Here is a 25,644-nt window from a genome sequence, read left to right on the forward strand (position 1 = left end):
CTCATTGTTGAGTGGGGCGGCTTCGCCGCGGGCAGCTGCGCTGCTTTGCGTTTGCTTTGTAGGCGAGCCTGCTCGCGAAGGCGGCCTGACAGCCGACCTGTTCTTGAGCTGGTACGCGATCCAACTGTAGGAGCTGCCGAAGGCTGCGATCTTTTGATCTGGCTTCTGCTTTTGCTTCGGCTCTTGATCTTTTGCCCCTTCGGCAGGCTTCGTTATGGGATCGCTCCGGGTGTGGCAGCGCAGCTACCGTACGACGCAGTCGTACATCTGGAAAAGTGAGTCGCTGGAGCGAAACCGCCCGCAGCTGCACCCGTAGCAACGGATATGCCCCCGAACTCAAACTCAACGCCCATTGACCCACGACGGACCCATGCGTAGCCTTGCGCTTTCGAGGTTCTTCGGCACTCGCCGAAGCTAAGAAGGGAACGCGGTCAAAGCCGCGGCTGCCCCCGCAACTGTGAACGGTGATGTTCGTTGCCACGCCACTGCTAGCTCAACCGATGAGCCAGCGGGAAGGCGCAATGGACGCCAGGCCCAGCGCCTGAACGCCGTCAGCCAGGAGACCTGCCTCGTCACAGATTCTCACTACAACCGGGCGGGGTGATCCGGTGGCGAATGCTTCCGGCGTGCACGCGCGCTGCCGGTTCTCGTCCCGTATGCCCGCCGCTTGCCAAACAGGGCATACCGATGAAAACACTGGCCAAACTCCCCGTCACCATCGTCACCGGTTTCCTCGGTTCGGGCAAAACCACGCTGCTGCGGCACATGCTCGACAACGCTCAGGGCCGGCGCATCGCGGTGATCGTCAACGAGTTTGGCGAGCTCGGCATCGACGGTGAAATCCTCAAGCAATGCACCATCGGCTGCACCGAAGAAGAGGCCAGCGGCCGCGTTTATGAGCTGGCCAACGGCTGCCTGTGCTGCACCGTGCAGGAAGAATTCTTCCCGGTGATGCGCGAACTGGTCGCCCGTCGCGGTGACCTCGATCACATTCTCATCGAAACCTCCGGCCTGGCTCTGCCCAAGCCGTTGGTGCAAGCCTTCCAGTGGCCGGAAATTCGCAGTGCCTGCACCGTCGACGCAGTCATCACCGTGGTCGATAGCCCGGCGGTCGCCGCAGGCACATTCGCTGCGTTCCCGGATCAGGTCGATGCCCAGCGCAAGCTCGATCCGAACCTTGATCACGAATCGCCACTGCATGAACTGTTCGCCGATCAACTGGCCAGCGCTGACCTGGTGATCCTCAACAAAGCCGACCAGACCAGCCCGGAAGATCTGGCTCGCGTACGCGCTGAAGTCGCCGAAGAGCTGCCGCCAGCGGTAAAAATCATCGAAGCCAGCAATGGCCGCCTGCCGCTCGACGTGCTGATCGGTCTCGGTGCCGGCTCTGAAGAGCATATCGACAGCCGCCACAGCCATCACGATCATCACCACGACGGTGATGACGATCACGACGACCACGATCACGACGCCTTCGATTCGATCTCCATCGAATTGCCGCAAGCCGACGAAAGCTTGCTGCTCGACGCGCTGACGCAACTGGTGGTGCAGCACGGCATCCTGCGGGTCAAAGGCTTCGCGGCGATTCCGAACAAGCCGATGCGCCTGTTGATCCAGGGCGTGGGCACGCGTTTCGATAAGCATTTCGACCGTCAGTGGGGTGCCGACGAAGCGCGGGTGACGCGTCTGGTGCTGATCGGTCAGGAGCTTGATGCGGCACAACTCGAAGCGCAATTGCGCGCTGCGCTCAGCGTTTAAGCCATGCACCTGCTCAGGACCCAGCCGGGCGGATTCGTCTCGGACGACAACATTGCCGACCTCGGACAAACCCCCGCCGAGCTGGTGATCCTGTGCAGCGGCGATTCCAGCCTGGCGCTGCTCGCCGAGGCTGCGCAGCAACTGCCCGATGATTATCCGAGCCTGCGTCTGGCCAACCCGATGCAGGTCCAGAATCATGCCTCTGTCGATCTGTATGTCGACGAAGTGCTGCGCCACGCCAAGGTCATTCTGATCTCACTGCACGGCGGCATCGCCTATTGGCGCTACGGTGTCGAGCGGCTGGTCGAGTTGTCCGAACGCGGCGTGCAACTGATTCTGGTGCCCGGCGATGACCGCCCGGACCCCGAGCTCAGCGACTTGAGCACGGTCAGCGCCGACGTGCGCGATCGACTCTGGCAATTCCTGCGTCAGGGCGGCATGGGCAATGCACTGGATTTCTTCCGTTGCCTGGGCAACCAATGGTTCGCCCGCGATTACCCGTGGAGCGAGCCGCAAACCCTGCCGCGCACGGCGATTTATCACCCACAGAAAAACAGCGCTGCCCTGAGCGACTGGCAAGCCGAATGGCTGCCCGATCAACCGGTGGCGGCGCTGTTGTTTTATCGCTCGCATTTGCAGGCTGCGAACACCGCGTTCATCGATGTGTTCTGCCAGCGCTTGCAGGCGGCGGGACTCAATCCGCTGCCGATCGCAGTGGCCAGTCTGAAAGAGCCCGGCTGCCTGTCGGTGGTCGAGGGCTGGCTCGACGAGATCGCGGCGGGGGTGATTCTCAACACTACCGGTTTTGCCCAATCGAGCCCCGAAGCACCGCATTTGCGCCCGTTTCGCCGCAACATTCCGGTGATTCAAGCGATCTGCGCTCAGGACAACGAGCCTGGCTGGCGCGACAGCGAGCAGGGCCTCGGACCACGTGATCTGGCGATGCACATTGCTTTGCCGGAACTCGACGGGCGCATCATCAGCCGCCCCATCAGTTTCAAGGATCTGGCCTGGCGCAGCGAGCGCAGCCAGTCCGATGTGGTCTGTTATCGCGCCCAACCTGAACGCATGGATTTCGTTGCCGAACTGGCGCGGCGCTGGGTCGCTTTGGCACGCGTGCCGAACGGCGAAAAACGTATCGCGCTGATTCTCGCCAACTACCCGACCCGCGACGGCCGCATTGGCAACGGTGTCGGCCTCGATACGCCAGCGGCGGCGCTGAACATCCTGCGCGCTTTGCGCGAAGAGGGTTATCCGGTCACGGCCGAGTTGCCCGATAGTGGCACCGAGCTGATCCAGCAATTGCTCGGTGGTGTCAGCAACGACCTCGACAGTCTCGACCTGCGCCCGTGCCAGCAAAGCCTGGCGATGGACGATTACCTGGCAATGTTCAATGCGCTGCCGCAGGCGAATCGCGCCGCGGTACTCGAGCGTTGGGGATCGCCACACAACGATCCGATGTGTCGCGACGGTCGCTTGATGATCGCCGGTCTGCGTTTCGGTCTGACCTTTGTCGGCATCCAGCCCGCCCGCGGTTACCAGGTCGATCCGAGCGCGGTTTATCACGACCCGGATCTAGTCCCGCCGCACGGCTATCTGGCGTTCTATTTCTGGTTGCGCAACACCTACGGCGCCCACGGCGTGATCCACGTCGGCAAGCACGGCAATCTCGAATGGCTGCCGGGCAAAGGTGTTGGGCTGTCGGAAAACTGCTGGCCCGACGCATTGCTCGGGCCGCTGCCAAATATCTATCCGTTTATCGTCAACGACCCGGGCGAGGGCGCCCAGGCCAAGCGGCGCACGCAGGCGGTGATCATCGACCACCTGATGCCACCGCTGACCCGCGCCGAAACCTATGGGCCGCTACGCAATCTGGAGTTGCTGGCCGACGAATATTACGAGGCGCAACTGCTCGATCCGCGCCGTGCCCGCGAGTTGCAGCGCGACATTCTGCAATTGGTGCGGGACACGCAAATCGACCGCGAATTGCAACTGGATGCCGCGCTGAACAGCGATGCCGATGCGGCGATCTGGTTGCCGCGTCTGGACACTTATCTGTGCGATCTGAAGGAATCGCAGATTCGTGATGGGTTGCACATCTTTGGCGAGTCGCCGAGCGGGCGTTTGCGTATCGACACGTTGCTGGCATTGCTGCGCATCCCGCGCGGTGACGGCAAGGGCGCGCAGTCGAGTCTGCTGCGAGCACTGGCCAAAGCATTTGAACTGGGTTTTGATCCGCTGGATTGCGCGTTGGCCGAGCCGTGGAGCGGACCGCGTCCGACCGAGTTGCAGGCCATCAGCGAAGAAGTATGGCGCACCGCCGGCGACGCCCGCGAACGCCTCGAGCTCTTCGCCGCAGACCTGATCCTCCAAGCACTGAATGTCCCCTGTGGGAGCGAGCCTGCTCGCGAAAGCGGTGTGTCAGGTAAATCATTGTTGAATGACACACCGAGTTCGCGAGCAGGCTCGCTCCCACAAGGGCCGGGTTGGGCTGAGGTTGATTCGATACTCGAGCAGCTGCGCGAAGTCGTCGCCCCACGGCTCGACGCTTGCGGTCCCGCCGAAATGCGCGGTCTGCTCGACGCCCTCAGCGGTCGTTTCGTCCCGGCCGGCCCCAGCGGTGCGCCCAGCCGTGGCCGCCTCGACGTGTTGCCCACCGGGCGCAACTTCTATTCGGTGGACGTGCGAAATCTGCCGACCACCACCGCGTGGCGCATCGGATTCCAGTCGGCAACGCTGATTCTCGAACGACACTTGCAGGATCACGGCGATCACTTGCGCCACCTCGGCTTGTCCGTGTGGGGCACCGCAACCATGCGCACCGGCGGCGACGACATCGCTCAGGCCATGGCTTTGATGGGCGTGCGTCCGGTCTGGGCCACGGGCAGTCAGCGCGTGGATGATTTCGAGATTCTGCCGCTGAGCCTGCTCGATCGTCCGCGGGTCGACGTGACGCTGCGGGTTTCGGGGTTTTTCCGTGATGCGTTTGCCAATCTCATCCGCCTGTTCGACGCCGCCGTGCAAGCAGTGGCCGCACTGGACGAGCCGGATGACTTGAATCCACTCGCCGCCAAGGTGCGCGCCGAACGCGAGGCGCTGTTGCAGTCGGGCGTCGATGAAGATACCGCGCGGCGTCAAGCCGGGTGGCGCATCTTCGGCGCGAAACCGGGGGCGTATGGCGCCGGGGTGCAAGGCGCTATCGATGGACGTCTGTGGCAGTCGCGCGAAGACCTCGCCGAGGTCTACCTGAACTGGGGCGCCTATGCTTACGGCGGTGCCGACGAGGGCACGGCCGCCCGCGCGCAATTCAGCCAGCGCCTGAGCCAGGTGCAAGCCGTGCTGCAAAACCAGGACAACCGCGAGCATGACTTGCTCGATTCCAACGATTACTACCAGTTCCAGGGCGGCATGCTCGCGGCGGTGGAGACTCTGCGCGGCGAAGCGGCGGCCAGTTATCACGGCGATCACAGCCAGCCGGATCTGCCGAAGATTCGTACATTAAAGGAAGAATTGAACCGCGTGGTGCGCTCGCGCGCGGCGAATCCGAAGTGGATCGACGGGGTCAAGCGTCACGGCTACAAAGGCGCGTTCGAACTGGCGGCGACGGTTGATAATCTGTTCGCCTTCGATGCGACTACGCAATTGATCGACGACCATCAATATGCGTTGCTGGCGGAGGCATATTTGCTCGATCCGGCGACCCGGGATTTTGTTCGTGAGCACAATCCCCATGCGCTGCGCGACATGACCGAACGCATGCTCGAAGCGCAGCAGCGCGGGATGTGGCAGGAGCCGGGGGCTTATAAGGAAGCGCTTGAAAACCTCCTGCTGGACATTGAAGAAGACACCTGAGAGAACGCGATCCCCTGTAGGAGTGAGCCTGCTCGCGATAGCGATAGTTCGGCAAACCCATAAGTTGACTGATACACCGCCATCGCGAGCAGGCTCACTCCTGCAATTGAAAACCTTTCACCGACCATGAACGAGTATCCAAGATGACTGACACCCCGCATTTCCCGCTCTCCGCCGTGGTCGGCGCCGATGACTTGAAACTCGCCCTGTGCCTGACCGCCATCGACCCGAAAATCGGCGGCGTACTTATAGAAGGCCCGCGCGGCATGGCCAAGTCGACGCTGGCGAGGGGCCTGGCGGACCTGCTCGCCAGCGGCCAATTTGTCACGTTGCCATTGGGCGCAACTGAAGAGCGCCTGGTCGGCACCCTCGATCTCGACGCTGCCCTGAGCGGCGCTCGCGCGCAGTTTTCGCCCGGTGTCCTGGCCAAGGCTGACGGTGGCGTGCTCTATGTCGATGAAGTCAATCTGCTGCCCGACCACTTGGTCGACCTGCTGCTCGATGTCGCCGCCAGCGGCACCAACCTGATCGAGCGTGACGGCATCTCCCATCGGCATTCGGCCAAATTCGTTCTGATCGGCACCATGAACCCGGAAGAGGGCGAGCTGCGGCCGCAACTGCTTGACCGCTTCGGCTTGAACGTTGCCCTCAGCGGCCACACCGCGCCCGCCGAACGTGGACAGATCATTCGCCGGCGGCTGGATTTCGACAGCGATCCGCAAGGGTTCTGCGCGCAATGGGCGAGCGAGCAACACATCCTGCGTTCGCGCTGTGAAAGCGCCCGCGAGCGCTTGGCAGCCATCCCGCTGGATGATGCGGCATTGGCGTTGATTACCGAGCGTTGTTTCGCCGCCGGCGTCGATGGCTTGCGCGCTGATCTGGTGTGGTTGCGCGCGGCTCGCGCCCATGCGGCGTGGCGTGGGGCCGATGCGATTGCTGAAGAGGATATCGACGCGGTGGCCGAATTTGCCCTGCGCCATCGCCGTCGCGAACAACCTTCATCCAGCGCCCAATCACAAGCGCAATCTCCGTCAGGCACAGACAGCAAATCCGGCGAAGGCCAGGGCCAGTGGGGCGAGATGCCGGCAACGGCGCAAACCACCGGTGCCCGCCGCGAAGTTCCGAGCTGGCCGCCACAGGCAAAAAAGCCCTAGGCATTCGCCCCCGATCCGACGCGGGGGCGAATGCCAGACCCCGTGCCGGACAACTCGATAATGGTCGTCAGGGCCAACGCCAGAGCGCCAGCAGCGGTTCGGTGAACTGGCCGGGCACGCTGCTCAACGGCCGCCCTCAGCGCCGCGCCGATTTGTTGTTTCAACAGCGCACCCGCTCATCCCATGAAATCTGGCTGGTGATCGTCGACGCGTCGGCTTCGACCCGTCGCCATCAGGCCTTGAGCGATGCCAAGGGCCTGCTCGCGCAGTTGTTCGACGATGCTTACCACCAGCGGGCGCGGCTGGCGTTGCTGACCGCCAGTGGTTCTGCGCCGAAATGGCAGGTGCAAGGCTTGAAGGCCTCAAGCGGCCTGAGCATCTGGCTTGACGGTCTGGGCGCTGGTGGCGGCACGCCGTTGCTCGCGGCGCTGGAGCAGGCGCAGCAATGGCTGACGGTTAGACGCAAGCGCTTTCCCGCCGAACAGCAACGCTGTCTGATCGTGACCGATGGTCGCTTGAAAGAGCTGTCGGGGTTGCCGGTGCTGGCGTGCCCGGGATTGCTGATCGACATCGAACGCGGGCCGATTCGACTGGGCCGGGCGAAGGATCTGGCGACCGCGCTGCAAGCGCAGTATCAGCATATCGATGAGCTGGGTCTACGCTGAAATCCGCCGCACCGCTCGCACCCTGTGGGAGCGAGCCTGCTCGCGAAGGCTTTTTCGGCAACGCTGAAAGTCTCCGATCAAGGTCATTCATACAGATTTTGAAATGATTTACCGCTGTGGAGCGGACCAGTCGACCCTGTACGCTCGAAGGCCTCTTTTCATTCAGGATCTACATGAACACCCTCTCGGAGCCTCCCAGTCAGCACTCTCCAGCGCAACGTTGCGCGGTCTTGATCCTTTCGCAGCATCCCGTTTTCCGACCCCCGACTATGGTTGATAACGCGGCTCTTGAGCCTTCGCGTTGCGCTTCGCCGTGTCCGGCCGCCTGAATTCACTGAAGAGAGATCGAGACGTTTTATGGAATGGTTAGCGGATCCCACGGCCTGGTTAGGCCTGTTGACTCTGATCGTGCTGGAACTGGTGCTGGGTATCGACAACCTGGTGTTCATCGCAATTCTTGCCGACAAACTGCCGCCGCATCAGCGTGATCGTGCGCGGATCATCGGCTTGTCGCTGGCGTTGATCATGCGCCTGGGCCTGTTGGCGAGCATTTCTTGGCTGGTTACGCTCACGCAGCCGTTGTTCGAGGTGTTCGACAAGAGCTTCTCCGGCCGCGACCTGATCATGCTGTTCGGTGGCGTGTTCCTGTTGTTCAAGGCGACGATGGAGTTGCATGAGCGCCTCGAAGGCCATGTCGGCGAGCGCTCGACCAACACGACCTACGCGCTGTTCTGGCCGATCGTGGCGCAGATCGTGGTGCTCGACGCCGTGTTCTCGCTCGACGCGGTGATTACCGCTGTGGGCATGGTCGATGAACTGGCGGTGATGATGATCGCCGTGATCATTTCCATCGGCCTGATGATCGTCGCCAGCAAGCCGCTGACCCGCTTCGTCAACGCACATCCGACCGTGATCATGCTGTGCCTGGGCTTCCTGATGATGATCGGTTTTGCCCTGACCGCCGAAGGTCTGGGCTTCCATATCCCGAAAGGTTACCTGTACGCGGCCATCGGTTTCTCGATCCTGATTGAGGTGTTCAACCAGATCGCCCGGGCTCGGCGCAAACGTTCGATGCAGGGCGTGCGGCCAATGCGTGAGCGCACGGCCCATGCGGTGATGCGTCTGCTCGGCGGGCGCAAACTGGCGGCGGAGGAGGTTGGCGAGGAAATCTCCGACCTGCTCGATAACGGTGAAGCGCCGGTGGCCGAGCTGTTCGACCGTCGTGAGCGGGTGATGATCAGCGGTGTGCTGCAACTGGCGGAACGGCCGATTCGCAACCTGATGACGGTGCGCGCCGACGTTGACCTGATTGATCTTGCGGATGACGCCGAAACCATTCGCACGAAGTTGATGCATTCGTCCTACTCGCGCTTGCCGTTGATTCGCGATGGCGCGGTGGACGAGCCGCTGGGCTTCGTACACAAGAAGGAACTGCTCAAGGAATATCTGGCGGGCAACGAGCCGAACCTGGAGCATCTGGCTCGCAAGACCGTCAATCTGCTCGACAGTTACTCAATCCTCAATGCCCTGGAGCAGATGCGCGCGGCGTCAACGCACATTGCCTTCGTGGTCAATGAATTTGGCGATTTTGTCGGCGTACTGACCATGACCGACATCCTCGAATCGATCGCTGGCGAACTACCCGATGCCAGCGAAATCGAAGGCCCGGACGTGGTCGAAGAGCGCGGCGGGTTTCTGGTCAGCGGCGCGCTGCCCTTGGCTCGCGTTCGCCAGCGTACCGGCTTCGATGCCGAGCCGACGGAGGACTATCAGACCATGGCCGGGTTGGTGATGAGTCTGCTGGATCGCTTGCCGATGACCGGCGATCAACTGGAATACGAGGGCTGGCAATTGACTGTCAAAGCGGTGGAAGAGCGGCGGGTGACGCGGGTGTTGCTGGAGCGCGCTGCCGCGTAATCCTTGCGTTTTCTAAAAGCTGTGCCGGCCTTTTTGCGAGCGGGCTCGCTGCCACATTGCAACGCGGTTCAATGTGGCAGCTAGCCTGCTCGCGAAGGCAATTTGGCAGGCACTCCATACCTCTGAGGAGGCTCGTTCAGTACATCCTCCGTAGGCGCCCATGTGGGACGGTACGCAAAGTACGAAGTGTCTGACGCAGCCAAGGCAGATCATGCATTCGTTTACGCGCGGCAAAGGGGGCTTTGGCCTTGCCGATGTGCACGGCGAAATCCCGTGCGAGGGTTTCTTCAGTGCCGATACCTTTGAGCTTTTTCAGCAGCCTGCCGTTTTTATAGAACAGCACTGTTGGCGTGCCCGTGACATTCGGGTGCTTGGGCGATTGGCTGGTGTTGAGCATGTAGACATTGGCACGCAATCGATAAGGCTCGGCAATCTGCCGAAAGATCGGCCCGGCCCATTCGCAGGCGGGGCAATGTTCATTGGCGAAATAAAGAATGACCGGACGCCAGGTTTTCAGGGCTTTGCGGTAAACCGGGGCCAGCGCGGAAGTTGTGTTGGTGACGTTCATCGAAGGGTCCTTTTCAACGAGCGGGTAGGCTCCTTGACGTTAAAGGAGTAGGGGCGTCGCGGTCTACTGTCAGAAATTACAGGTGGGGTGCGTAACCACGAGATTAATCCCACAAGAACGCCAGATAGACCTGACAACCAATGCGGGAACCTCACAAGAAACCGCGTGGTAACCTCAATGCATTGCGCCGAGCATCACTTGGAGTGCTATTTTGAGCACTAATCAGAGCACTTCAAGAGGCACAGTTCATGACGCACATTGTTCTTTCTCACGTCGTAGCGAGTATTTCCGAATTGAAAAAAACCCTATGGGTACAGTGGCAGCTGGTGGGGGCCGGTCTGTGGCGATCCTTAATCGAAACGAACCGGCCTTCTACTGTGTTCCTGCCAAGGAATATGAAGCAATGATGGAGCGCCTGGAGGATCTGGAACTGATCGCCCTTTGCAAGGAGCGAGAAAACGATCCGACCATCAAGGTATCCATTGATGACCTATGAACTGGAATTTTCTGAAAAGGCTTGGAAGGAGTGGCGAAAGCTTGGGTCGGAGCTCAGAGAGCAGTTCAAAAATAAACTTGTTGAAAGGCTGGCAAATCCCCACGTTCCGGCGGCTCGTCTGAAAGGATTGAGTAACGCCTATAAAATCAAGCTTCGAAGCGCTGGATATCGGTTGGTCTATCGGGTCAGGGACGAGGTACTGGTCGTTACGGTGATAGCGGTCGGAAAACGGCAGGGTGGTGATGTCTACAGGCAGGCGCTAAAGCGCTGATACCGGGTCTTGTTCAACTGTCACCCTGATTCGCACCACAACGGCGCGATCTGACCCAAGTTGGGAACGCATTACCCCTTTCCTGGCTTTGTCAGGTGTTGCCTTCGCTCCTGGTCGGGCCAAACCCTTTGGTCGACGAACCATATCTTGTTGATTCCAAAAGCGTTCAACGCAGTTACAGATTTCGCGAGATTCCTGTGGCACACTTTCTGCTGTCTATTCCGTAGTAACAAACCGTATTCCGGTATAGCGGAATAAACACAATTGTGGAGTGCTTGCCATGCGTCGCCATCCTTCGTTGTTCAAAGCGTGTGTTTTTGTCCTTGCGGCTTCTTCCTCGGTCATGGGTCTGGCCCAGGCGGCCGACAGCAAGCTCGACAGTGTTCTCGCCCGTGGCAAGTTGATCGTGGGCACCGGCAGCACCAACGCGCCGTGGCACTTTCAGGGCGCGGACGGCAAGTTGCAGGGTTTTGATATCGACATCGCCAGGATGGTGGCCAAGGGACTGTTCAACGACCCGAGTAAAGTCGAGTTCGTGGTGCAGTCGTCCGATGCGCGGATTCCCAATCTGCTGACCGACAAGGTCGACATGAGCTGCCAGTTCATCACCGTCACCGCCAGCCGTGCCCAGCAAGTGGCATTCACTCTGCCGTACTACCGCGAAGGCGTCGGCCTGCTGTTGCCGAATAACAGCAAGTACAAGGAAATCGAAGACCTGCAGGCGGCGGGCGATGACGTTACCGTTGCGGTGCTGCAAAACGTCTACGCCGAAGAATTGGTGCATCAGGCATTGCCCAAGGCCAAGGTCGATCAGTACGACAGCGTCGACCTGATGTATCAGGCAGTGAACTCTGGCCGTGCCGATGCCGCCGCAACCGATCAGTCGTCGGTCAAATACCTGATGGTGCAGAACCCGGGCCGCTACCGCAGCCCGAGCTATGCCTGGAGCCCGCAGACTTACGCCTGCGCAGTCAAACGTGGCGATCAGGACTGGCTGAACTTCGTAAACACCGCGCTGCATGAAGCCATGACCGGGGTTGAGTTCCCGACCTACGCCGCCTCCTTCAAGCAATGGTTCGGTGTCGATCTGCCGTCGCCCGCGATCGGTTTCCCAGTCGAATTCAAATGATCCCGTGAGAGTGGGGCGATTTCAGTCGCCCCGCTCAAGGTACTGCTGACCATGAATTATCAGTTGAACTTTGCCGCCGTGTGGCGCGATTTCGACACCTTGCTGGCAGGGCTCGGGCTGGGCTTGCAGCTGGCGCTGGTGTCGATCGCCATCGGCTGCGTGATCGGCCTGCTGATGGCGTTTGCCTTGCTCTCCAAACATCGCGCCTTGCGGGTGCTGGCCTCGGTGTACGTCACGGTGGTGCGCAACACGCCAATCCTGGTGTTGATTCTGTTGATCTACTTTGCGCTGCCCAGCCTTGGCATTCGTCTGGACAAGATTCCTTCGTTCATCATCACGCTGTCGCTGTATGCCGGCGCGTACCTGACCGAAGTCTTCCGTGGCGGCTTGCTTAGCATTCCCAAAGGTCAGCGCGAAGCCGGGCTGGCAATCGGTCTCGGTGAATGGCAGGTCAAGGCTTACGTCACCGTGCCGGTGATGCTGCGCAATGTGCTGCCGGCGCTGTCGAACAACTTCATTTCGCTGTTCAAGGACACCTCGCTGGCGGCTGCGATTGCGGTGCCGGAGCTGACCTATTACGCGCGCAAGATCAACGTCGAGAGCTACCGGGTGATCGAAACCTGGCTGGTGACCACGGCGTTGTATGTCGCGGCCTGTTACCTCATTGCCATGCTGCTGCGTTACCTCGAGCAGCGTCTGGCGATCCGCCGATAGGAGGCTGCGATGTACCAATCTCCCAGTTGGTTGCATGAATTGTGGCTCGCCCGCGAGCCGTTGTGGCAGGGCTTTCTGACCAGTGTGCAGGTCTCGGCGTTGGCCATTGTGTTGGGCACCATGCTCGGCGTGGTTGCCGGCCTGGTCCTGACTTACGGCAGATTCTGGATGCGCGCGCCGTTTCGGCTGTACGTCGATCTGATTCGCGGCACGCCAGTGTTTGTATTGGTGCTGGCCTGCTTTTATATGGCGCCGGCGCTCGGTTGGCAGATCAGCGCGTTTCAGGCCGGAGCCTTGGGCCTGACGCTGTTCTGCGGCTCGCACGTTGCCGAAATCGTGCGCGGCGCCTTGCAAGCCCTGCCGCGCGGGCAGATGGAGGCGGGCAAAGCCATCGGCCTGACGTTCTACCAATCCCTCGGCTACGTGCTGTTGCCTCAGGCGCTGCGGCAGATCCTGCCGACCTGGGTCAATTCGTCGACCGAAATCGTCAAGGCTTCGACCTTGCTCTCGGTGATCGGCGTCGCCGAATTGCTGCTCAGCACACAACAGATCATCGCCCGAAACTTCATGACCCTGGAGTTCTACCTGTTCGCCGGTTTTCTGTTCTTCGTCATCAACTACGGCATCGAGTTACTCGGCCGGCACATTGAAAAGCGGGTGGCCTTGCCATGACTCAAGCTCAAGTTGCTTCACAGAATCAGGCGCTGCTGGACATTCGCGGCCTGCACAAACAGTACGGCGCGGTGGAAGTGCTCAAGGGTGTCGACCTGAGCATGCAGCGTGGCAACGTCGTTACGCTGATCGGCTCCAGTGGCTCGGGCAAGACCACGCTGCTGCGTTGCGTGAACATGCTCGAAGAGTTTCAGGGCGGGCAGATTCTGCTCGACGGCGAATCCATCGGCTATGACGAGGTCAACGGTAAACGCGTACGTCACCCGGAAAAGGTCATTGCCCGCCATCGCGCGATGACCGGCATGGCGTTCCAGCAATTCAACCTGTTTCCGCACCTGACCGCGTTGCAGAACGTCACCTTGGGCCTGCTCAAGGTGAAGAAGATGCACAAGGACGAAGCCGTGGTGCTTGCCGAAAAATGGTTGGAGCGTGTCGGCCTGCTGGAGCGGCGCAATCACTTTCCCGGTCAGTTGTCCGGCGGTCAGCAACAGCGCGTAGCGATTGCCCGGGCGATTGCGATGAACCCGAGCCTGATGCTCTTTGACGAAGTCACCTCGGCCCTCGACCCGGAACTGGTTGGCGAGGTGCTCAACGTGATCAAGGGGCTGGCCGAGGACGGCATGACCATGTTGCTGGTGACCCACGAAATGCGTTTCGCTTTCGAGGTCTCGGACAAGATCGTTTTCATGAATCAAGGGCGAATCGAAGAGCAGGGGCCTCCCAAGGAACTGTTCGAACGCCCGCAATCGCCGCGTCTGGCGGAATTTCTCAAAAGCACGCGGTTTTGAATCTGCACTTTTGCAATCAGGAGAAACACCCATGAGCATTACGCGTTACGGCACCGGCAGCACCGCCGCCGGCGGCCAGCCTCGTCCATTCGCCCGCGCAGTCGAAGCGGATGGCTGGCTGCATGTGTCCGGCCAGGTACCGGCGGTGGATGGCGAGATCATCGTCGGCGGCATCGTCGAACAGACCCACCAGACCATGAAGAACCTGATCGCGATTCTTGAAGAGGCCGGTTATGGCCTTGAGGACGTGGTTCGCGCCGGCGTATGGCTGGACGATCCACGGGATTTCAGCAGCTTCAACAAAGTCTTCGCCGAGTATTTCAAACCCGAACACGCCCCGGCGCGGGCCTGCGTGCAGGCGAGCATGATGGTTGATTGCAAGGTTGAGATCGACTGCATTGCCTACAAGAAGAAGGCCTGATACACCGCGGCTCTTGTAGGAGCTGCCGAAGGCTGCGATCTTTTGGCATTTTTGGATGCGCCAGAAAGGCAAGATCAAAAGATCGCAGCCTGCGGCAGCTCCTACAGGAAATATCGAGTGAGTAATGACATGACCGAAGACACCATCAAGCGCCGGGCACGTGGTCTGGACCGGGCGTTCGATATCCTCGATTTTCTCAAGGAAATCGGCCAGCCCTTGCGCCCCAACGACATCGCCAACGGCATCGGCGGCCCGAAATCCACGGTCTACGAGCTGGTCGCATCCTTGCTGGAACGGCGGATTCTCGAGCCGGTGGGCAAGGATGGCCACGTCTACCTTGGCCGCCAGTTGTACTTCCTCGGCCAAGCGCATCTGCGCCATTTCGACCTCAGCCGCGAGGCCGATCACGCCTTGCAGGAGATCGTCAGCCAGACCCGCGAAACCGCGCAGATGTGCCTGCTCAACGGGCGCAAATACACGGTGGCGTTGATGAAGGAGGGCGAGCGGCATTTCCGCATCTCATCGGATATCGGCGAAAACGCGCCGATCCCGTGGACCGCCTCCGGGCGCCTGCTGCTCGCGCATTTAAGCGATCAGCAGATCATCGACCTGATCGACGAGGACGACTACATCCTGCCCGACGGCGAACGTCTGCCACTGGAACGCTTTCTGGCGGAGATTCGTCAGGCCGGTATCGATGGCTTCTTTTCCTTCGACAGCGTCGCCGACACGTTCACCCATTGCTTCGCCGCGCCGGTGAAAGACCCGCAAGGCGTGGCCATTTGCACGTTGTGCATCGTCGCCCCACGCGCCGATGCGAAAAACAATTACAACGACTATCGCCGGGTGCTGATCGAGAGCGCCAACAGCCTCGCCCGGCGGATCAACGAATAACCGCGGCTGCCTGCGGCCGCGACTGTGAGGATTGGACCATGACCACTGCCATCAACTCTGCCGTAGAAAAAGGTGACGCCTCCCTCGGCGCGCAACTGACCCGCGACGTCAGCCTGCCGGCGCTGGTGCTGCACCGCGAGGCGCTGGAGCACAACATTCGCTGGATGCAGAAATTTGTCAGCGACAGCGGCGCCGAACTCGCGCCCCACGGCAAAACCAGCATGACTCCGGCATTGTTCAAGCGTCAGCTCGACGCCGGCGCCTGGGGTATCACCCTCGCCAGCGCCACCCAGACCCGCGCGGCTTATGCCCACGGCGTGCGTCGCGTGCTGATGGCCAATCAACTGGTCGGCACGCCGAACATGGCGTTGATTGCCGATCTGCTTGCCGATCCGACGTTCGATTTCTATTGCATGGTCGATCACCCGGACAACGTCGCCGACCTCGGGGCTTACTTCGCTTCCCGTGGGGTCAAGCTCAACGTGATGATCGAATATGGCGTGGTCGGCGGGCGCTGCGGGTGCCGCAGCGAGCAGGAAGTCATCGAGCTGGCCAAGGCCATCGATGCGCAACCGGCGCTGGCACTGACCGGCATTGAAGGTTACGAAGGCGTGATTCATGGCGATCATGCGGTCAGTGGCATTCGCCAGTTCGCCGCATCGCTGGTGCGCCTGGCGGTGCAGCTGCAGGACAGCGGCGCTTTCGCCATTGCCAAACCGATCATCACCGCATCGGGTTCAGCCTGGTATGACCTGATCGCCGAATCCTTCGAAACCCAGAACGCCGCTGGCCGCTTCCTCAGTGTGTTGCGCCCGGGCAGTTATGTCGCGCACGACCACGGCATCTACAAAGAGGCGCAGTGCTGCGTGCTCGACCGTCGCAGCGATCTGCACGAAGGCCTGCGCCCGGCGCTGGAAGTCTGGGCTCATGTGCAGTCGCTGCCGGAACCGGGTTTCGCGGTGATCGCCCTGGGCAAGCGCGACGTCGCATTCGACGCCGGTTTGCCGGTGCCGTTGTTGCGCTACAAGGCCGGTGTGGTGCCGGCGACAGGTGATGATATCGGTGCGTGCAAGGTCACGGCGGTGATGGATCAGCATGCGTTCATGACTGTGGCGCCGGGTGTAGAACTGCGGGTCGGCGACATCATTTCCTTTGGTACTTCGCATCCATGCCTGACGTTTGACAAATGGCGGGTGGGGTTGCTGGTGGATGAGCAGATGGCGGTCATCGAGACCATGGAGACTTGCTTCTAAGGCTTGAGATTGCGTTGCGGCGGCTAATCGCGAGCAGGCTCGCTCCCACAGAGGACGCATTTGAATGTGGGAGCGAGCCTGCTCGCGAAGACGCCCGCTTAGCCACCACTGAACCACCCGAGATCCCACCCGATGAAAATCCTCCGCAACACCCCACGCATCGCCCTGATCGGCGAATGCATGATCGAACTGCAACAACGTGCCGACGGCAGTCTGCAGCAAAGCTTCGGTGGCGATACTCTCAATACGGCCGTGTACCTGTCCCGCGCCCTGGGCGACAAGGCGCAAGTCGACTACGTCACCGCGCTGGGCGATGACAGTTTCAGTGACGCAATGTGCCAGATCTGGCGCAGCGAAGGCATCGGCCTCGATCTGGTGCAGCGCTTGCCTGGTCGGCTTCCCGGTTTGTATTGCATACAGACCGACGCCAACGGCGAGCGGCGTTTCCTGTACTGGCGCAATGAAGCGGCGGTGCGCGATTGCTTCACTACCCCTGCGGCCGAGCCGATTCTCGCGGCCTTGCCGGACTACGACGTGCTGTATTTCAGCGGGATCACCCTCGCCGTACTTGGCATGCAAGGCCGTGCCCGCCTGATCAAGACGTTGAGCGAAGCCCGGCAGCGCGATGCGCACATCGTTTTCGACAACAACTACCGCCCACGCTTGTGGGCTTCTGTTGAAGAGGCCCGCGCGGCATATCGCAGCGTCTTGCCCTATGTCGATCTGGCGTTGCTCACCGTGGATGACGAACAGGCGTTGTTCGGGTTTGCCGATTGCGCTGAGGTGTTTGCGACGTATGCACAGATAGGCACGCCAGAAGTGGTGCTCAAGCGTGGCGCCGAGGCGTGCCTGATTCGTTGTCAGGGGGAGGCGTTTGAGGTGCCGGCGCAAAAGGTCGACAAGGTTGTCGACACCACGGCGGCGGGGGATTCGTTCAGTGCGGCGTATCTGGCCCGGCGTTTGCTCGGCGGCAGCCCGGCAGAGGCGGCCCAAGCGGGACATGAATTGGCCAGTCGGGTAATACAGGTGCCAGGAGCGCTGATCCCCAAAGCCTGAAATGCACTCCCTGTAGGAGCTGCCGAAGGCTGCGATCTTTTGATCTGGATCCGCAAAAGCAAGATCAAAAGATCACAGCCTCGTTGCACTCGTCAGCTCCTACAGCGAGCAGCGATCAATCCCGATAAAACACCTGCACCAGGTGATAACCAAACTTGCTTTTGATCGGCCCATGCACGGTGCGCAGTGGTTTCTTGAAAATCACCGCATCAATCGCGCCGACCATCTGTCCTGGGCGTACTTCGCCCAGATCACCGCCGCGTTTGCCGGACGGGCAGGTGGAAAACTTCTTCGCCAGCACATCGAATGCTTCGCCCTTGGCGATGCGCTGTTTGAGTTGTTCGGCCTCTTCGGCGGTTTTCACCAGAATGTGGCGGGCTTGGGCTTTCATCGTGCAATACCTGATAACGGGGTGACAGCGGGGCGCGCGATTATGCCTCAAGTCACGGGGTCGGGTTGCTCAACTTGCGAATCTTGCTCGCCAACACTTCCAGGACAAAAGGCTTGGCGACCATGTCCATGCCCTCTTCAAGAAAGCCCTGGCGCTCGGCAGCAATCTGCGCGTAACCGGTCATGAACAGCACTTTAAGGCCGGGACGATGCTGGCGCGCAATTTCCGCCAACTGGCGACCGTTCATGCCGGGCAGCCCGACATCGGTGACCAGCAGATCGACACGTTGCGCGGACTCGAACAAGGGCAGGGCGATTTTGGCGTTTGCCGCTTCGAAGGTTTTGTAGCCCAGCTCCCTCAGCAGATCGAGCACCAGCATGCGCACCGCCGCGTCATCCTCGACCACGATTGCGGTTTCGCCAGAAGATGAAGCAGCAATCGGTTCGGCTTTCTTCACAGATGAGGTTTCCGGCGTCGGCTCAAGCAAGCGCGGCAAGTACAGGCGCACGCAAGTACCTTGCCCCGGCACGCTGTCGAGGCTGACGTGACCACCGGATTGCTGGGCGAAACCGTAGATCATCGACAGCCCGAGCCCGGTGCCCTGGCCGATCGGCTTGGTGGTGAAGAACGGATCGAACGCTTTGGAGCGAATTGACGGAGTCATGCCGGTGCCGTTATCGCTGACCGCGAGCATGACGTATTCCCCGGCCTTGACCGGTTCGAGAATGGTGATGTCGCTGCTGTCGAGGTAGACGTTGGCAGTCTGGATCAGCAACGTGCCGCCTTCGGGCATCGCGTCGCGGGCGTTGATCACCAGATTGAGCAAGGCATTTTCCAGCTGGCTGACGTCGGTGCTCACCGGCCAAACGTCTTCGGGCAGGCGCAGTTGCAGATCAATCGGATCGCCTTTGGTGCGGCGGATCAGATCTTCCAGCGAGTGCACCAGCTCATTGACGTTCAGTTGCTTGCGGTCCAGCGACTGGCGCCGCGAGAACGCCAGCAAGCGATGCGTGAGCGCCGCCGCGCGATTGGCCGATGACACGGCCGCTTCGGTAAAACGGCCGATCTCGTCGGCACGACCATTGGCGATGTAGCGCTGCATCAAGTCCAGACTGCCGATAATGCCGGTGAGCATGTTGTTGAAGTCGTGGGCGATGCCCCCCGTCAGCTGGCCGACGGCTTCCATCTTCTGCGCGTGGCGCAAGGCATCTTCGGCGCGCTCGCGTTCGAACATCTCGTTCTGCAAACGCTCGTTGGCCTGAGCCAGTTGCTCGGTGCGCGCGCTGACCCGCTCTTCGAGGGTCTCGTTGAGATTACGCAGGGCTTCTTCGGTTTTCTTGCGCTCGGTCTCGTCGATGACAAAGATGTAGAAGCCGTTCACTGCACCGTCCGCACCATGTCGCGGCAGATAATTCATGAGGGCATGACGGGTGCTGCCGTCGCGGTGGGGGGTATAGAAACTGAAGGAACAGGCGCGCCCGGCCAGCGCTTCGGCGATGTACGGTGCACGCAGGAAATACGCCTCTTCGCCGATGACTTCGCGAATCTTGCGCCCGTACAACTCTTGCGGTGTGAGGCCGTACCAGTCGAGATACGCTGCGTTGTTCAAGCGAAAACGTTCTTCGGCGTCGACATAGCTGATCAGGATCGGCATGGCGTTGATGATCAACTGCAATTCGGTCTGGCTCTGACGCAGCGCTTGTTCGGTGTGTTTGCGTTCGGTCAGGTCCAGCGCCGCGCCGAGAAAGCGCATCGGCCGACCATGATGATCCTTGTAGCAACGCCCGCGCGCGAACACCCAGCGCAGCGTGCCATCGGCCTGCAACAAGCGATATTCCTCAGCGTACTCGGTGCCGTGGGTGATGCAGTGCTTGATGCCGCGCGCAACCATTGCGCGGTCTTCGGGGTGCACCCCGTGCATATATTCGCTGATCGGCAATTGCCCGGCCTTGCTCGGATCAACGCCATGCAGTTCGGCAAAATGCGCATCGGCAATGAATCGGTCTTCGCCAATGTCCCAGTCCCACGTTCCGACGGCGTCGGCGGCGGCAAGGGCCAGTTGCAGACGCTCTTCGGACTGGCGCTGAGCCTTGAGGCTTTCCTCGGAACGGCGCTGCAACTCCAGGGCAATACGGCGGCGCTCGTTGGTCTCAATGGCAGTGATCAGAATGCCGGCGACCTGTGCGGTTTCATCACGAATCGGACTGTAGGTCAGGTCCAGCCAGAAATCGGTTTTTTTGCCGTCCCGCTGTACGCTGAAACGCTGCTCGCTGAAGCTGCGCACCTGACCCTGCAGCACCGCTTGGTAGATCGGCTCGGCAAAATCCCGCACTTCCGGCCAGATCTCATGCGTTGGCTGGCCGAAGGCTTCGGGATGCTTGCTGCCGGCGAGCAGGGCGAAGCCATTGTTGTAGATCTGCGTGAGTTGCGGCCCCCACAACAGCAGCATCGGCATCGGCGAATGAATCACGATGTCCACCGCTGTGCGCAGGCTCTGCGGCCAGGTGCCGGCGGCGCCCAGCGGACTGCGGCTCCAGTCGGTGCGGGCGATCAGGGCCTGGGCGTCATCGGTGGTGGGTACAGCATTCATGTTTCAATCCTGAGCGTGGTTCGGTGAGACGGGGTCTATCATTGTTGCAGGAGCCGCGCCAAGCGTAGGCCAAATCTGCTCATTCAATGCTTCGCGGGTGCTTTCAGCCATGGAAATCGATGCACTGTTGTCAACATTGTCGCAAAAAAACGGTTCGGATCTCTTCCTTTCCACCGGCGCACCACCGAGCGCTCGCATTGATGGTGTGCTGACGGCGCTCAGCGATCAGCCATTCAAACCTGGCGAAACCGCGGCCATCGCCACCTCCCTGATGGACGCCGAGCAGCGCCGGGAGTTCGACCGGGATCTTGAAATGAACCTGGCAATCTCCCGAACGGGCGTCGGCCGGTTCCGGGTGAACATTTTCAAGCAGCGCAACGACGTTTCGATCGTTATCCGCAACGTCAAGCTCGACATCCCGCGGTTCGAAGACTTGAAACTGCCGCCGGTGTTGCTGGAAACGGTGATGCTCAAACGTGGCCTGATTCTTTTTGTCGGCGCTACCAGTTCGGGCAAGTCGACCTCCCTGGCGGCGCTGATCGATCATCGCAACCGCCACAGTGCCGGACACATTGTTACCATCGAAGACCCGATCGAATATATCCATCGGCACAAGCGCTCGATCATCAATCAGCGTGAGGTTGGCGTCGATACGCGCAGCTTTCATGCTGCACTGAAGAACACTTTACGCCAGGCACCGGACGTCGTCCTGATTGGTGAGATCCGTGACCGCGAAACCATGGAGCACGCGCTCTCGTTTGCCGATACAGGGCATCTGGTGTTGTCGACATTACATGCGACCAACGCCAATCAGGCGCTGGATCGCATCATCAATATGTTTCCCGAGGAGAAGCGCGAGCAGCTGTTGCAGACATTGGGCAACAACCTGAAAGCCTTTATCTCGCAGCGCTTGGTACGCACTGTCGACGGCCAGCGCAGGGCGGCCGTGGAAGTGTTATTAGGTACGCCGACTGTTGCTGATGCGCTCCGTCGCAATGAGTTGGCTGAGTTGAAAAGTATCATGGAGAAATCCGAAGACTCAGGCATGCAGACATTCGATGCTGCACTGTTACAGTTAGTCCTTGCGCGTGTTATTACAGTAGAAGAAGCTTTGAAAAACGCGGATTCGACAAACAACTTACGGTTAGGCATCAAGCTTAAACTTGATTCTTCAATCAACGAAAAAGCATCGACAGGGGATTGGGGGTTGGTGGAGTAAGTTTCGTGTCTGTAGGCTGCTGAGCGGTCAGGTGATAGATGTTTGAAATCTAGACTAATACTTGGCTAGTTGTGGTTTCGCCTGTTTTTATTAGATTTGCGATCTCGATAGCAAGTCCATGTAAATAAACAGGTCAATGAAATGAAAAATCGATGTGGTGCAGGTGCTCTTTCCAAATTGAGCGCTGCCGATAATGTGCGTTGTTCTGCCGCAGATGAATTAGAACGAATGGCACTTCTAGGTCAGTTGAAAAGATTTCTTGTTGAAGCTCCGGAAGACGTTGCACGGGATATTTCAAACGACGACCAAAAGATTATCTGGCTCTCGCCTGAATCCTCTTTTGGACGTTTACAAAAACCGGCCAGCGAGATGCTTCAGGATCTGATGAGCTTACTCGGTTCTGGCACCTACAGTAGGGTTACGTCTTCGGGTGAAATTCACATATACGTTACTCATGAAGGGTGGATGGATGTATCGGATAACGTCAAGAGTAATCCCGACGCGAATGAGAAGTTCGAGAAGTTAGTCGCTATTGCAGCAGGTCTTGGTGGATTCGTTCACCTTGATAACGCAGTGCTGTTGTCGCAGTGGTTGCGTTTTCACGGGTTCAACGTGCCGGATGACAGAGAAAAACTAGAAAGCTTGATTGGCTTTTTGGAGTGGAAGTGGCCTGAAGGAGATAATTTTGGTAATTACTGGGGGCAGATAACTGGGCTAAATGATACGTCGATCACCTTGACACCACAGCAGTGTGCAGAGATTCGCGCGGTGACGAGTAAACTTTTCCCTGCGAATGAGAATCTACTTAACACAATCTTCAGAAGCGTCAGACCGTATAACACTACTACCGTTAATTGGGACAGCGCTAACGAGGTCGTTGCAATGCTGGTTCGTCATCCAGCGTCGCAGAAAATTGCCAAGGAATACGTCATTGCACTGGACTGGTGGGGGGCGAAGGATTCCGAGGAAATCAGTAGTGACGATCTAGCTCAGGTATTGCTCACCGCAATAATTTTGCAGTTGGATTCATCCATAGGCGTTACTGGCAAGCGCAACTGCATCGGAACCTTTGATATATACGATTCGAGCACCATGGCTGATAGGCCGTTATATGCCATACGTGAAAATTTTGAGGCTTACCTTGTAGCAAAGGGCCATTCGCACTCGATTATTCCTCTCGCTTCCCACCTGCTCCTGGCTCATGTAGCGCCTTGTCTCTTGGTTAAAAATCTGCCCCAAGAGCTTTACGCTGGCTCGATCGGCTGGGTGACGTTTTGCCAGGCGGTGAGCTTTATCGAGATCAATTGTCGAGGCGTCTCTCGCTTCATGACATATGAACAAGTCATGAAGTTTGCAAGCATGGAAACGGTCAGCCCGGTACTGGGGGAGCTGCAAGGTATTACTGCGATCGACCCTATCATTGACTGGGCATTGATGAATGAAGTCATCACTCATGAGCAGCTGAACATGTCTGCTCTTACAGCAGCTCAAGACGCTTTGAATGCGTATAAAACGCACGTGGATGATATTGTTTTGGGAATCAAGGCATTTGGGGCGGCTCCGCCCAATCGGAAACGACTGGCGATGACTGCATTGAAGCAGGCGGTTGCTGATTTTGATGTTATTGAACAACCTCTTTTGCGTCCTGAGACTTATTCTGCAATGAGAGTGTCGATGCTTGATCTTCATATCGAAGGGGTGCTGACGTCCGGAACATGGGATTGGAATAAAGAGCCCGGCATTTTCGATAAGTATCCGCAGCTTTTGGCCTTGCCTGCCATCAAACCAGCATTCGAAGCTGAACTCGTTAGCTATCACTGCAATATTCATAAGGCGATGGCTTCAAACATAAAGCTGGCGATAGCAGGAATGCCTCGAGCCGATCGAGATGTCTTTGCCTCAAGCGAGATCACGTTTTTTACTGTACGTCCTTCGGTTGCAGAGGTTTACTATCCATCATCGGCTAACTATAACTTGGTCGGCGCGGGTAATCAGCCACCCAAAAATATCGAAGTTCAGCTCAAGAGAGACCAGGCGGTGGGGCGGTTCGGCGTAATTATGATAGCTTCCTTCGGGAATAATCAGACTTTATGCTATGAAATGTTTACCTTGCTGGGGGAGTGCAGAAGAAACGATGAGCTAGGCAAATTGATTATTTATACCCAAAAAATGAACATGCCTGGAAGGGTTGAATATACAGGGAAGCCCAATGATGCATTTTTCCCTTTGCCTCCCACGCATAACGTTCCAACTGATTTCGATAGCTATATTGTCGGAAAAAAGCCGTCGCCGAATGCCTCTGGGATTATGGTTATAGAGAAACTTGGCACTGTTATCGCTCCGACTTCTGCGTCGCGGGTCGTTCGGAATCATTATCAGTTTTTCGTAAATGAGCATATCGAAAATATTGCCCAATTTGTTGTGAAGAACAGACCTTTGGGCAGCCTCCAGGATTTCAGGGAAGTCTTCACCGAATACACTGATAAAGAGCGTGCGGAGAACACTTATAACGAGGTGCTGACGTATATTATTGACCTGTGTGTCCCGTTCAAGAAATGTATCGAAGACTTGGCTTCCGGAAATAGAAATCAGGTGGTTGACGGAATTTACGCGTGCACGATGGATGCTATCGGTATTTTCTTCACTGTACTGGGTGCCCCGGCTAAAATTCTGCATATCGCAGCCAAAACAGTTTCGTTGACGGCAAAAATCGGCAGCCTCGTCAGGTTTGGCATTTCTCTGACAGTCTCGACTTTCAATCCGATTGATGGATTGCCAACTGCTGGATACCAAGCGTCGAAAGCATTGTTCAAAAGCGTCATGCATTTGGGCGCGTCGGGCGCAAAGGTTGTGGAATCTGCCGTTGTCCAGATGAGCAGACTGACCGGTACGGCGCGGGAATTTCACAAGCTGGCGAATGCTACCGATGTTGGTTTCGGGAGGTGGCGCCCGCTTGGAAGCACCGCGTCTTCTTTCAATGTCTGTGCCATCAAGAAAAGCAGTGAGTGGTACGCGGCCAATCGGCTAGGTAAGCCGTGGGGAAAACGACTCGTCAATTTCGACCTGCAAGAGAAGTTTAGTCTGCCATTACTGCAGAAACCGGTTCCGGGTGTTTTTACAGCTCACATTCTCGAGCGCAGTCTGCCACTGGCCCGTTTCAAAATAGACAGCGCAATTGAAATGCTGGGCTCGCCGGCGCTGAATTTCAAAACCGACCCCGCGATTGGATTGTTTTTTGGCAGTACCGCGGCGGCGCGTGACGAATTGTCCAATCTGCTAAGCGCCATCAGGCTGGATTTCGGCGGAACGTCCGCCAGTAATTTCCTGTTGGATAGTCTGAAACTAGATGATGGCGTCATTGAGGTAAATCCATTCGATTACAGTAAATGGAAGAGCGCAGGAGCTACAGATAAAAAGCGTGTTCAGTACATGACGGTCAATACACGTAACTTCAACCAGCGATTCAGCCTGACAGGTTACGGCGAAATCGCTGATGACCTCATCCACGAAATGATTCGGGTCAACCCCGCCAAGACCAGTCTGATCACTGCCGAGGGGGCGACCCGAGATGGTAAGGTCGGTTTGGATGTGGCGCCTTTACTAAACTTGGCAAAGGGACGCTTGCCCCGATCTGAGCCTATCACTGGCAGTTTTCACGAAAGTGCTCAAGCGCTCCTCAATGCAGACTCGCTGATGCTCGTTATTGCCTTGCTCAGTTTGTTGAAAACAAACGAAGCGTTGTTTTCGCTGAATCTCAGCATCATGCGCGCAGCGATCGAAGCCAGTGGAGATCAGCCCCTCACCGGTGAAGTTGTAATACAGCTGAATTGAGGCTG

The 25,644-nt window shown here is 58.6% G+C and carries 19 protein-coding genes, 1 pseudogene and 1 riboswitch; of the genes and pseudogenes, 17 read left to right on the top strand and 3 right to left on the bottom strand.

The window, feature by feature from the left end; translation table 11 throughout:
• Positions 1-374 precede the first annotated feature (374 nt).
• A riboswitch (cobalamin riboswitch) is annotated at positions 375-586 on the top strand.
• A gap of 101 nt (positions 587-687) precedes the next feature.
• From cobW to FEE99_RS16480, 5 genes are all read left to right on the top strand, one after another.
• Positions 688-1,758, top strand: coding sequence for a cobalamin biosynthesis protein CobW (cobW, locus tag FEE99_RS16460; RefSeq protein ID WP_041478704.1), 1,071 nt, complete (start codon positions 688-690; stop codon positions 1,756-1,758).
• Between the two features lie 3 nt (positions 1,759-1,761).
• The gene (gene cobN, locus FEE99_RS16465) at positions 1,762-5,610 is read left to right on the top strand and encodes a cobaltochelatase subunit CobN (RefSeq protein ID WP_041478705.1); all 3,849 of its coding nucleotides are present in this window, start codon (positions 1,762-1,764) and stop codon (positions 5,608-5,610) included.
• Positions 5,611-5,753: 143 nt separating this feature from the next.
• Entirely contained in the window at positions 5,754-6,764 is a 1,011-nt protein-coding gene (locus tag FEE99_RS16470; RefSeq protein WP_041478707.1) for an ATP-binding protein, read from the top strand.
• Complete coding sequence (locus tag FEE99_RS16475) at positions 6,737-7,429, top strand: vWA domain-containing protein (RefSeq protein ID WP_143979040.1); 693 nt, start codon at positions 6,737-6,739, stop codon at positions 7,427-7,429. The genes FEE99_RS16470 and FEE99_RS16475 overlap by 28 nt, the downstream gene beginning before the upstream one ends.
• 357 nt (positions 7,430-7,786) lie before the next feature.
• Positions 7,787-9,346 (top strand): TerC family protein, encoded by a 1,560-nt coding sequence (locus tag FEE99_RS16480; RefSeq protein WP_041478708.1) that lies wholly within the window; start codon positions 7,787-7,789, stop codon positions 9,344-9,346.
• A 136-nt stretch (positions 9,347-9,482) separates the two neighbouring features.
• Here FEE99_RS16480 and FEE99_RS16485 read toward each other — a convergent pair whose 3' ends face one another.
• Entirely contained in the window at positions 9,483-9,914 is a 432-nt protein-coding gene (locus FEE99_RS16485) for a thioredoxin family protein (RefSeq protein WP_041478709.1), read from the bottom strand.
• A gap of 248 nt (positions 9,915-10,162) precedes the next feature.
• Here FEE99_RS16485 and FEE99_RS16490 point away from each other — a divergent pair.
• From FEE99_RS16490 to FEE99_RS16535, 10 genes and pseudogenes are all read left to right on the top strand, one after another.
• Positions 10,163-10,410 (top strand): annotated as a pseudogene (locus tag FEE99_RS16490) (type II toxin-antitoxin system Phd/YefM family antitoxin).
• The gene (locus FEE99_RS16495) at positions 10,400-10,681 is read left to right on the top strand and encodes a type II toxin-antitoxin system RelE family toxin (RefSeq protein WP_039758603.1); all 282 of its coding nucleotides are present in this window, start codon (positions 10,400-10,402) and stop codon (positions 10,679-10,681) included. The pseudogene FEE99_RS16490 and the gene FEE99_RS16495 overlap by 11 nt, the downstream one beginning before the upstream one ends.
• Before the next feature lie 280 nt (positions 10,682-10,961).
• Complete coding sequence (locus FEE99_RS16500; protein WP_041478710.1) at positions 10,962-11,810, top strand: transporter substrate-binding domain-containing protein; 849 nt, start codon at positions 10,962-10,964, stop codon at positions 11,808-11,810.
• Between the two features lie 51 nt (positions 11,811-11,861).
• Positions 11,862-12,524 (top strand): amino acid ABC transporter permease, encoded by a 663-nt coding sequence (locus tag FEE99_RS16505; RefSeq protein ID WP_024012746.1) that lies wholly within the window; start codon positions 11,862-11,864, stop codon positions 12,522-12,524.
• A 9-nt stretch (positions 12,525-12,533) separates the two neighbouring features.
• The gene (locus tag FEE99_RS16510; RefSeq protein ID WP_041478712.1) at positions 12,534-13,196 is read left to right on the top strand and encodes an amino acid ABC transporter permease; all 663 of its coding nucleotides are present in this window, start codon (positions 12,534-12,536) and stop codon (positions 13,194-13,196) included.
• Positions 13,193-13,984, top strand: coding sequence for an amino acid ABC transporter ATP-binding protein (locus FEE99_RS16515; RefSeq protein WP_041478713.1), 792 nt, complete (start codon positions 13,193-13,195; stop codon positions 13,982-13,984). Before FEE99_RS16510 ends, FEE99_RS16515 begins: the two co-directional genes overlap by 4 nt.
• Before the next feature lie 31 nt (positions 13,985-14,015).
• Positions 14,016-14,405 carry a RidA family protein gene (locus tag FEE99_RS16520; protein WP_016774497.1) on the top strand — a complete coding sequence of 130 codons (390 nt, stop codon included), beginning with the start codon at positions 14,016-14,018 and terminating at the stop codon, positions 14,403-14,405.
• 129 nt (positions 14,406-14,534) lie between these two features.
• A complete protein-coding gene (locus FEE99_RS16525; RefSeq protein WP_041478714.1) occupies positions 14,535-15,299 on the top strand; it encodes an IclR family transcriptional regulator in 765 nt (254 codons plus the stop codon).
• Between the two features lie 38 nt (positions 15,300-15,337).
• Positions 15,338-16,552: an amino acid deaminase gene (locus FEE99_RS16530; RefSeq protein ID WP_041478715.1), complete on the top strand. Its 1,215-nt coding sequence runs from the start codon at positions 15,338-15,340 to the stop codon at positions 16,550-16,552.
• A 132-nt stretch (positions 16,553-16,684) separates the two neighbouring features.
• Positions 16,685-17,608, top strand: coding sequence for a 2-dehydro-3-deoxygluconokinase (locus FEE99_RS16535; RefSeq protein WP_041478716.1), 924 nt, complete (start codon positions 16,685-16,687; stop codon positions 17,606-17,608).
• Between the two features lie 115 nt (positions 17,609-17,723).
• Here FEE99_RS16535 and FEE99_RS16540 read toward each other — a convergent pair whose 3' ends face one another.
• Positions 17,724-17,999 carry a peptidylprolyl isomerase gene (locus FEE99_RS16540; protein ID WP_007912322.1) on the bottom strand — a complete coding sequence of 92 codons (276 nt, stop codon included), beginning with the start codon at positions 17,997-17,999 and terminating at the stop codon, positions 17,724-17,726.
• A gap of 52 nt (positions 18,000-18,051) precedes the next feature.
• Complete coding sequence (locus tag FEE99_RS16545) at positions 18,052-20,589, bottom strand: PAS domain-containing hybrid sensor histidine kinase/response regulator (protein ID WP_041478717.1); 2,538 nt, start codon at positions 20,587-20,589, stop codon at positions 18,052-18,054.
• A gap of 109 nt (positions 20,590-20,698) precedes the next feature.
• Here FEE99_RS16545 and FEE99_RS16550 point away from each other — a divergent pair, with 109 nt between their 5' ends.
• Together FEE99_RS16550 and FEE99_RS16555 are read left to right on the top strand one after the other, a co-directional pair.
• Positions 20,699-21,808 (top strand): PilT/PilU family type 4a pilus ATPase, encoded by a 1,110-nt coding sequence (locus FEE99_RS16550; protein WP_041478719.1) that lies wholly within the window; start codon positions 20,699-20,701, stop codon positions 21,806-21,808.
• A gap of 141 nt (positions 21,809-21,949) precedes the next feature.
• Complete coding sequence (locus tag FEE99_RS16555) at positions 21,950-25,639, top strand: hypothetical protein (RefSeq protein WP_143979038.1); 3,690 nt, start codon at positions 21,950-21,952, stop codon at positions 25,637-25,639.
• Positions 25,640-25,644: the final 5 nt, after the last annotated feature.

The sequence above is a fragment of the Pseudomonas sp. ef1 genome, from assembly GCF_007293365.2.
Lineage (GTDB): Bacteria > Pseudomonadota > Gammaproteobacteria > Pseudomonadales > Pseudomonadaceae > Aquipseudomonas > Aquipseudomonas siliginis.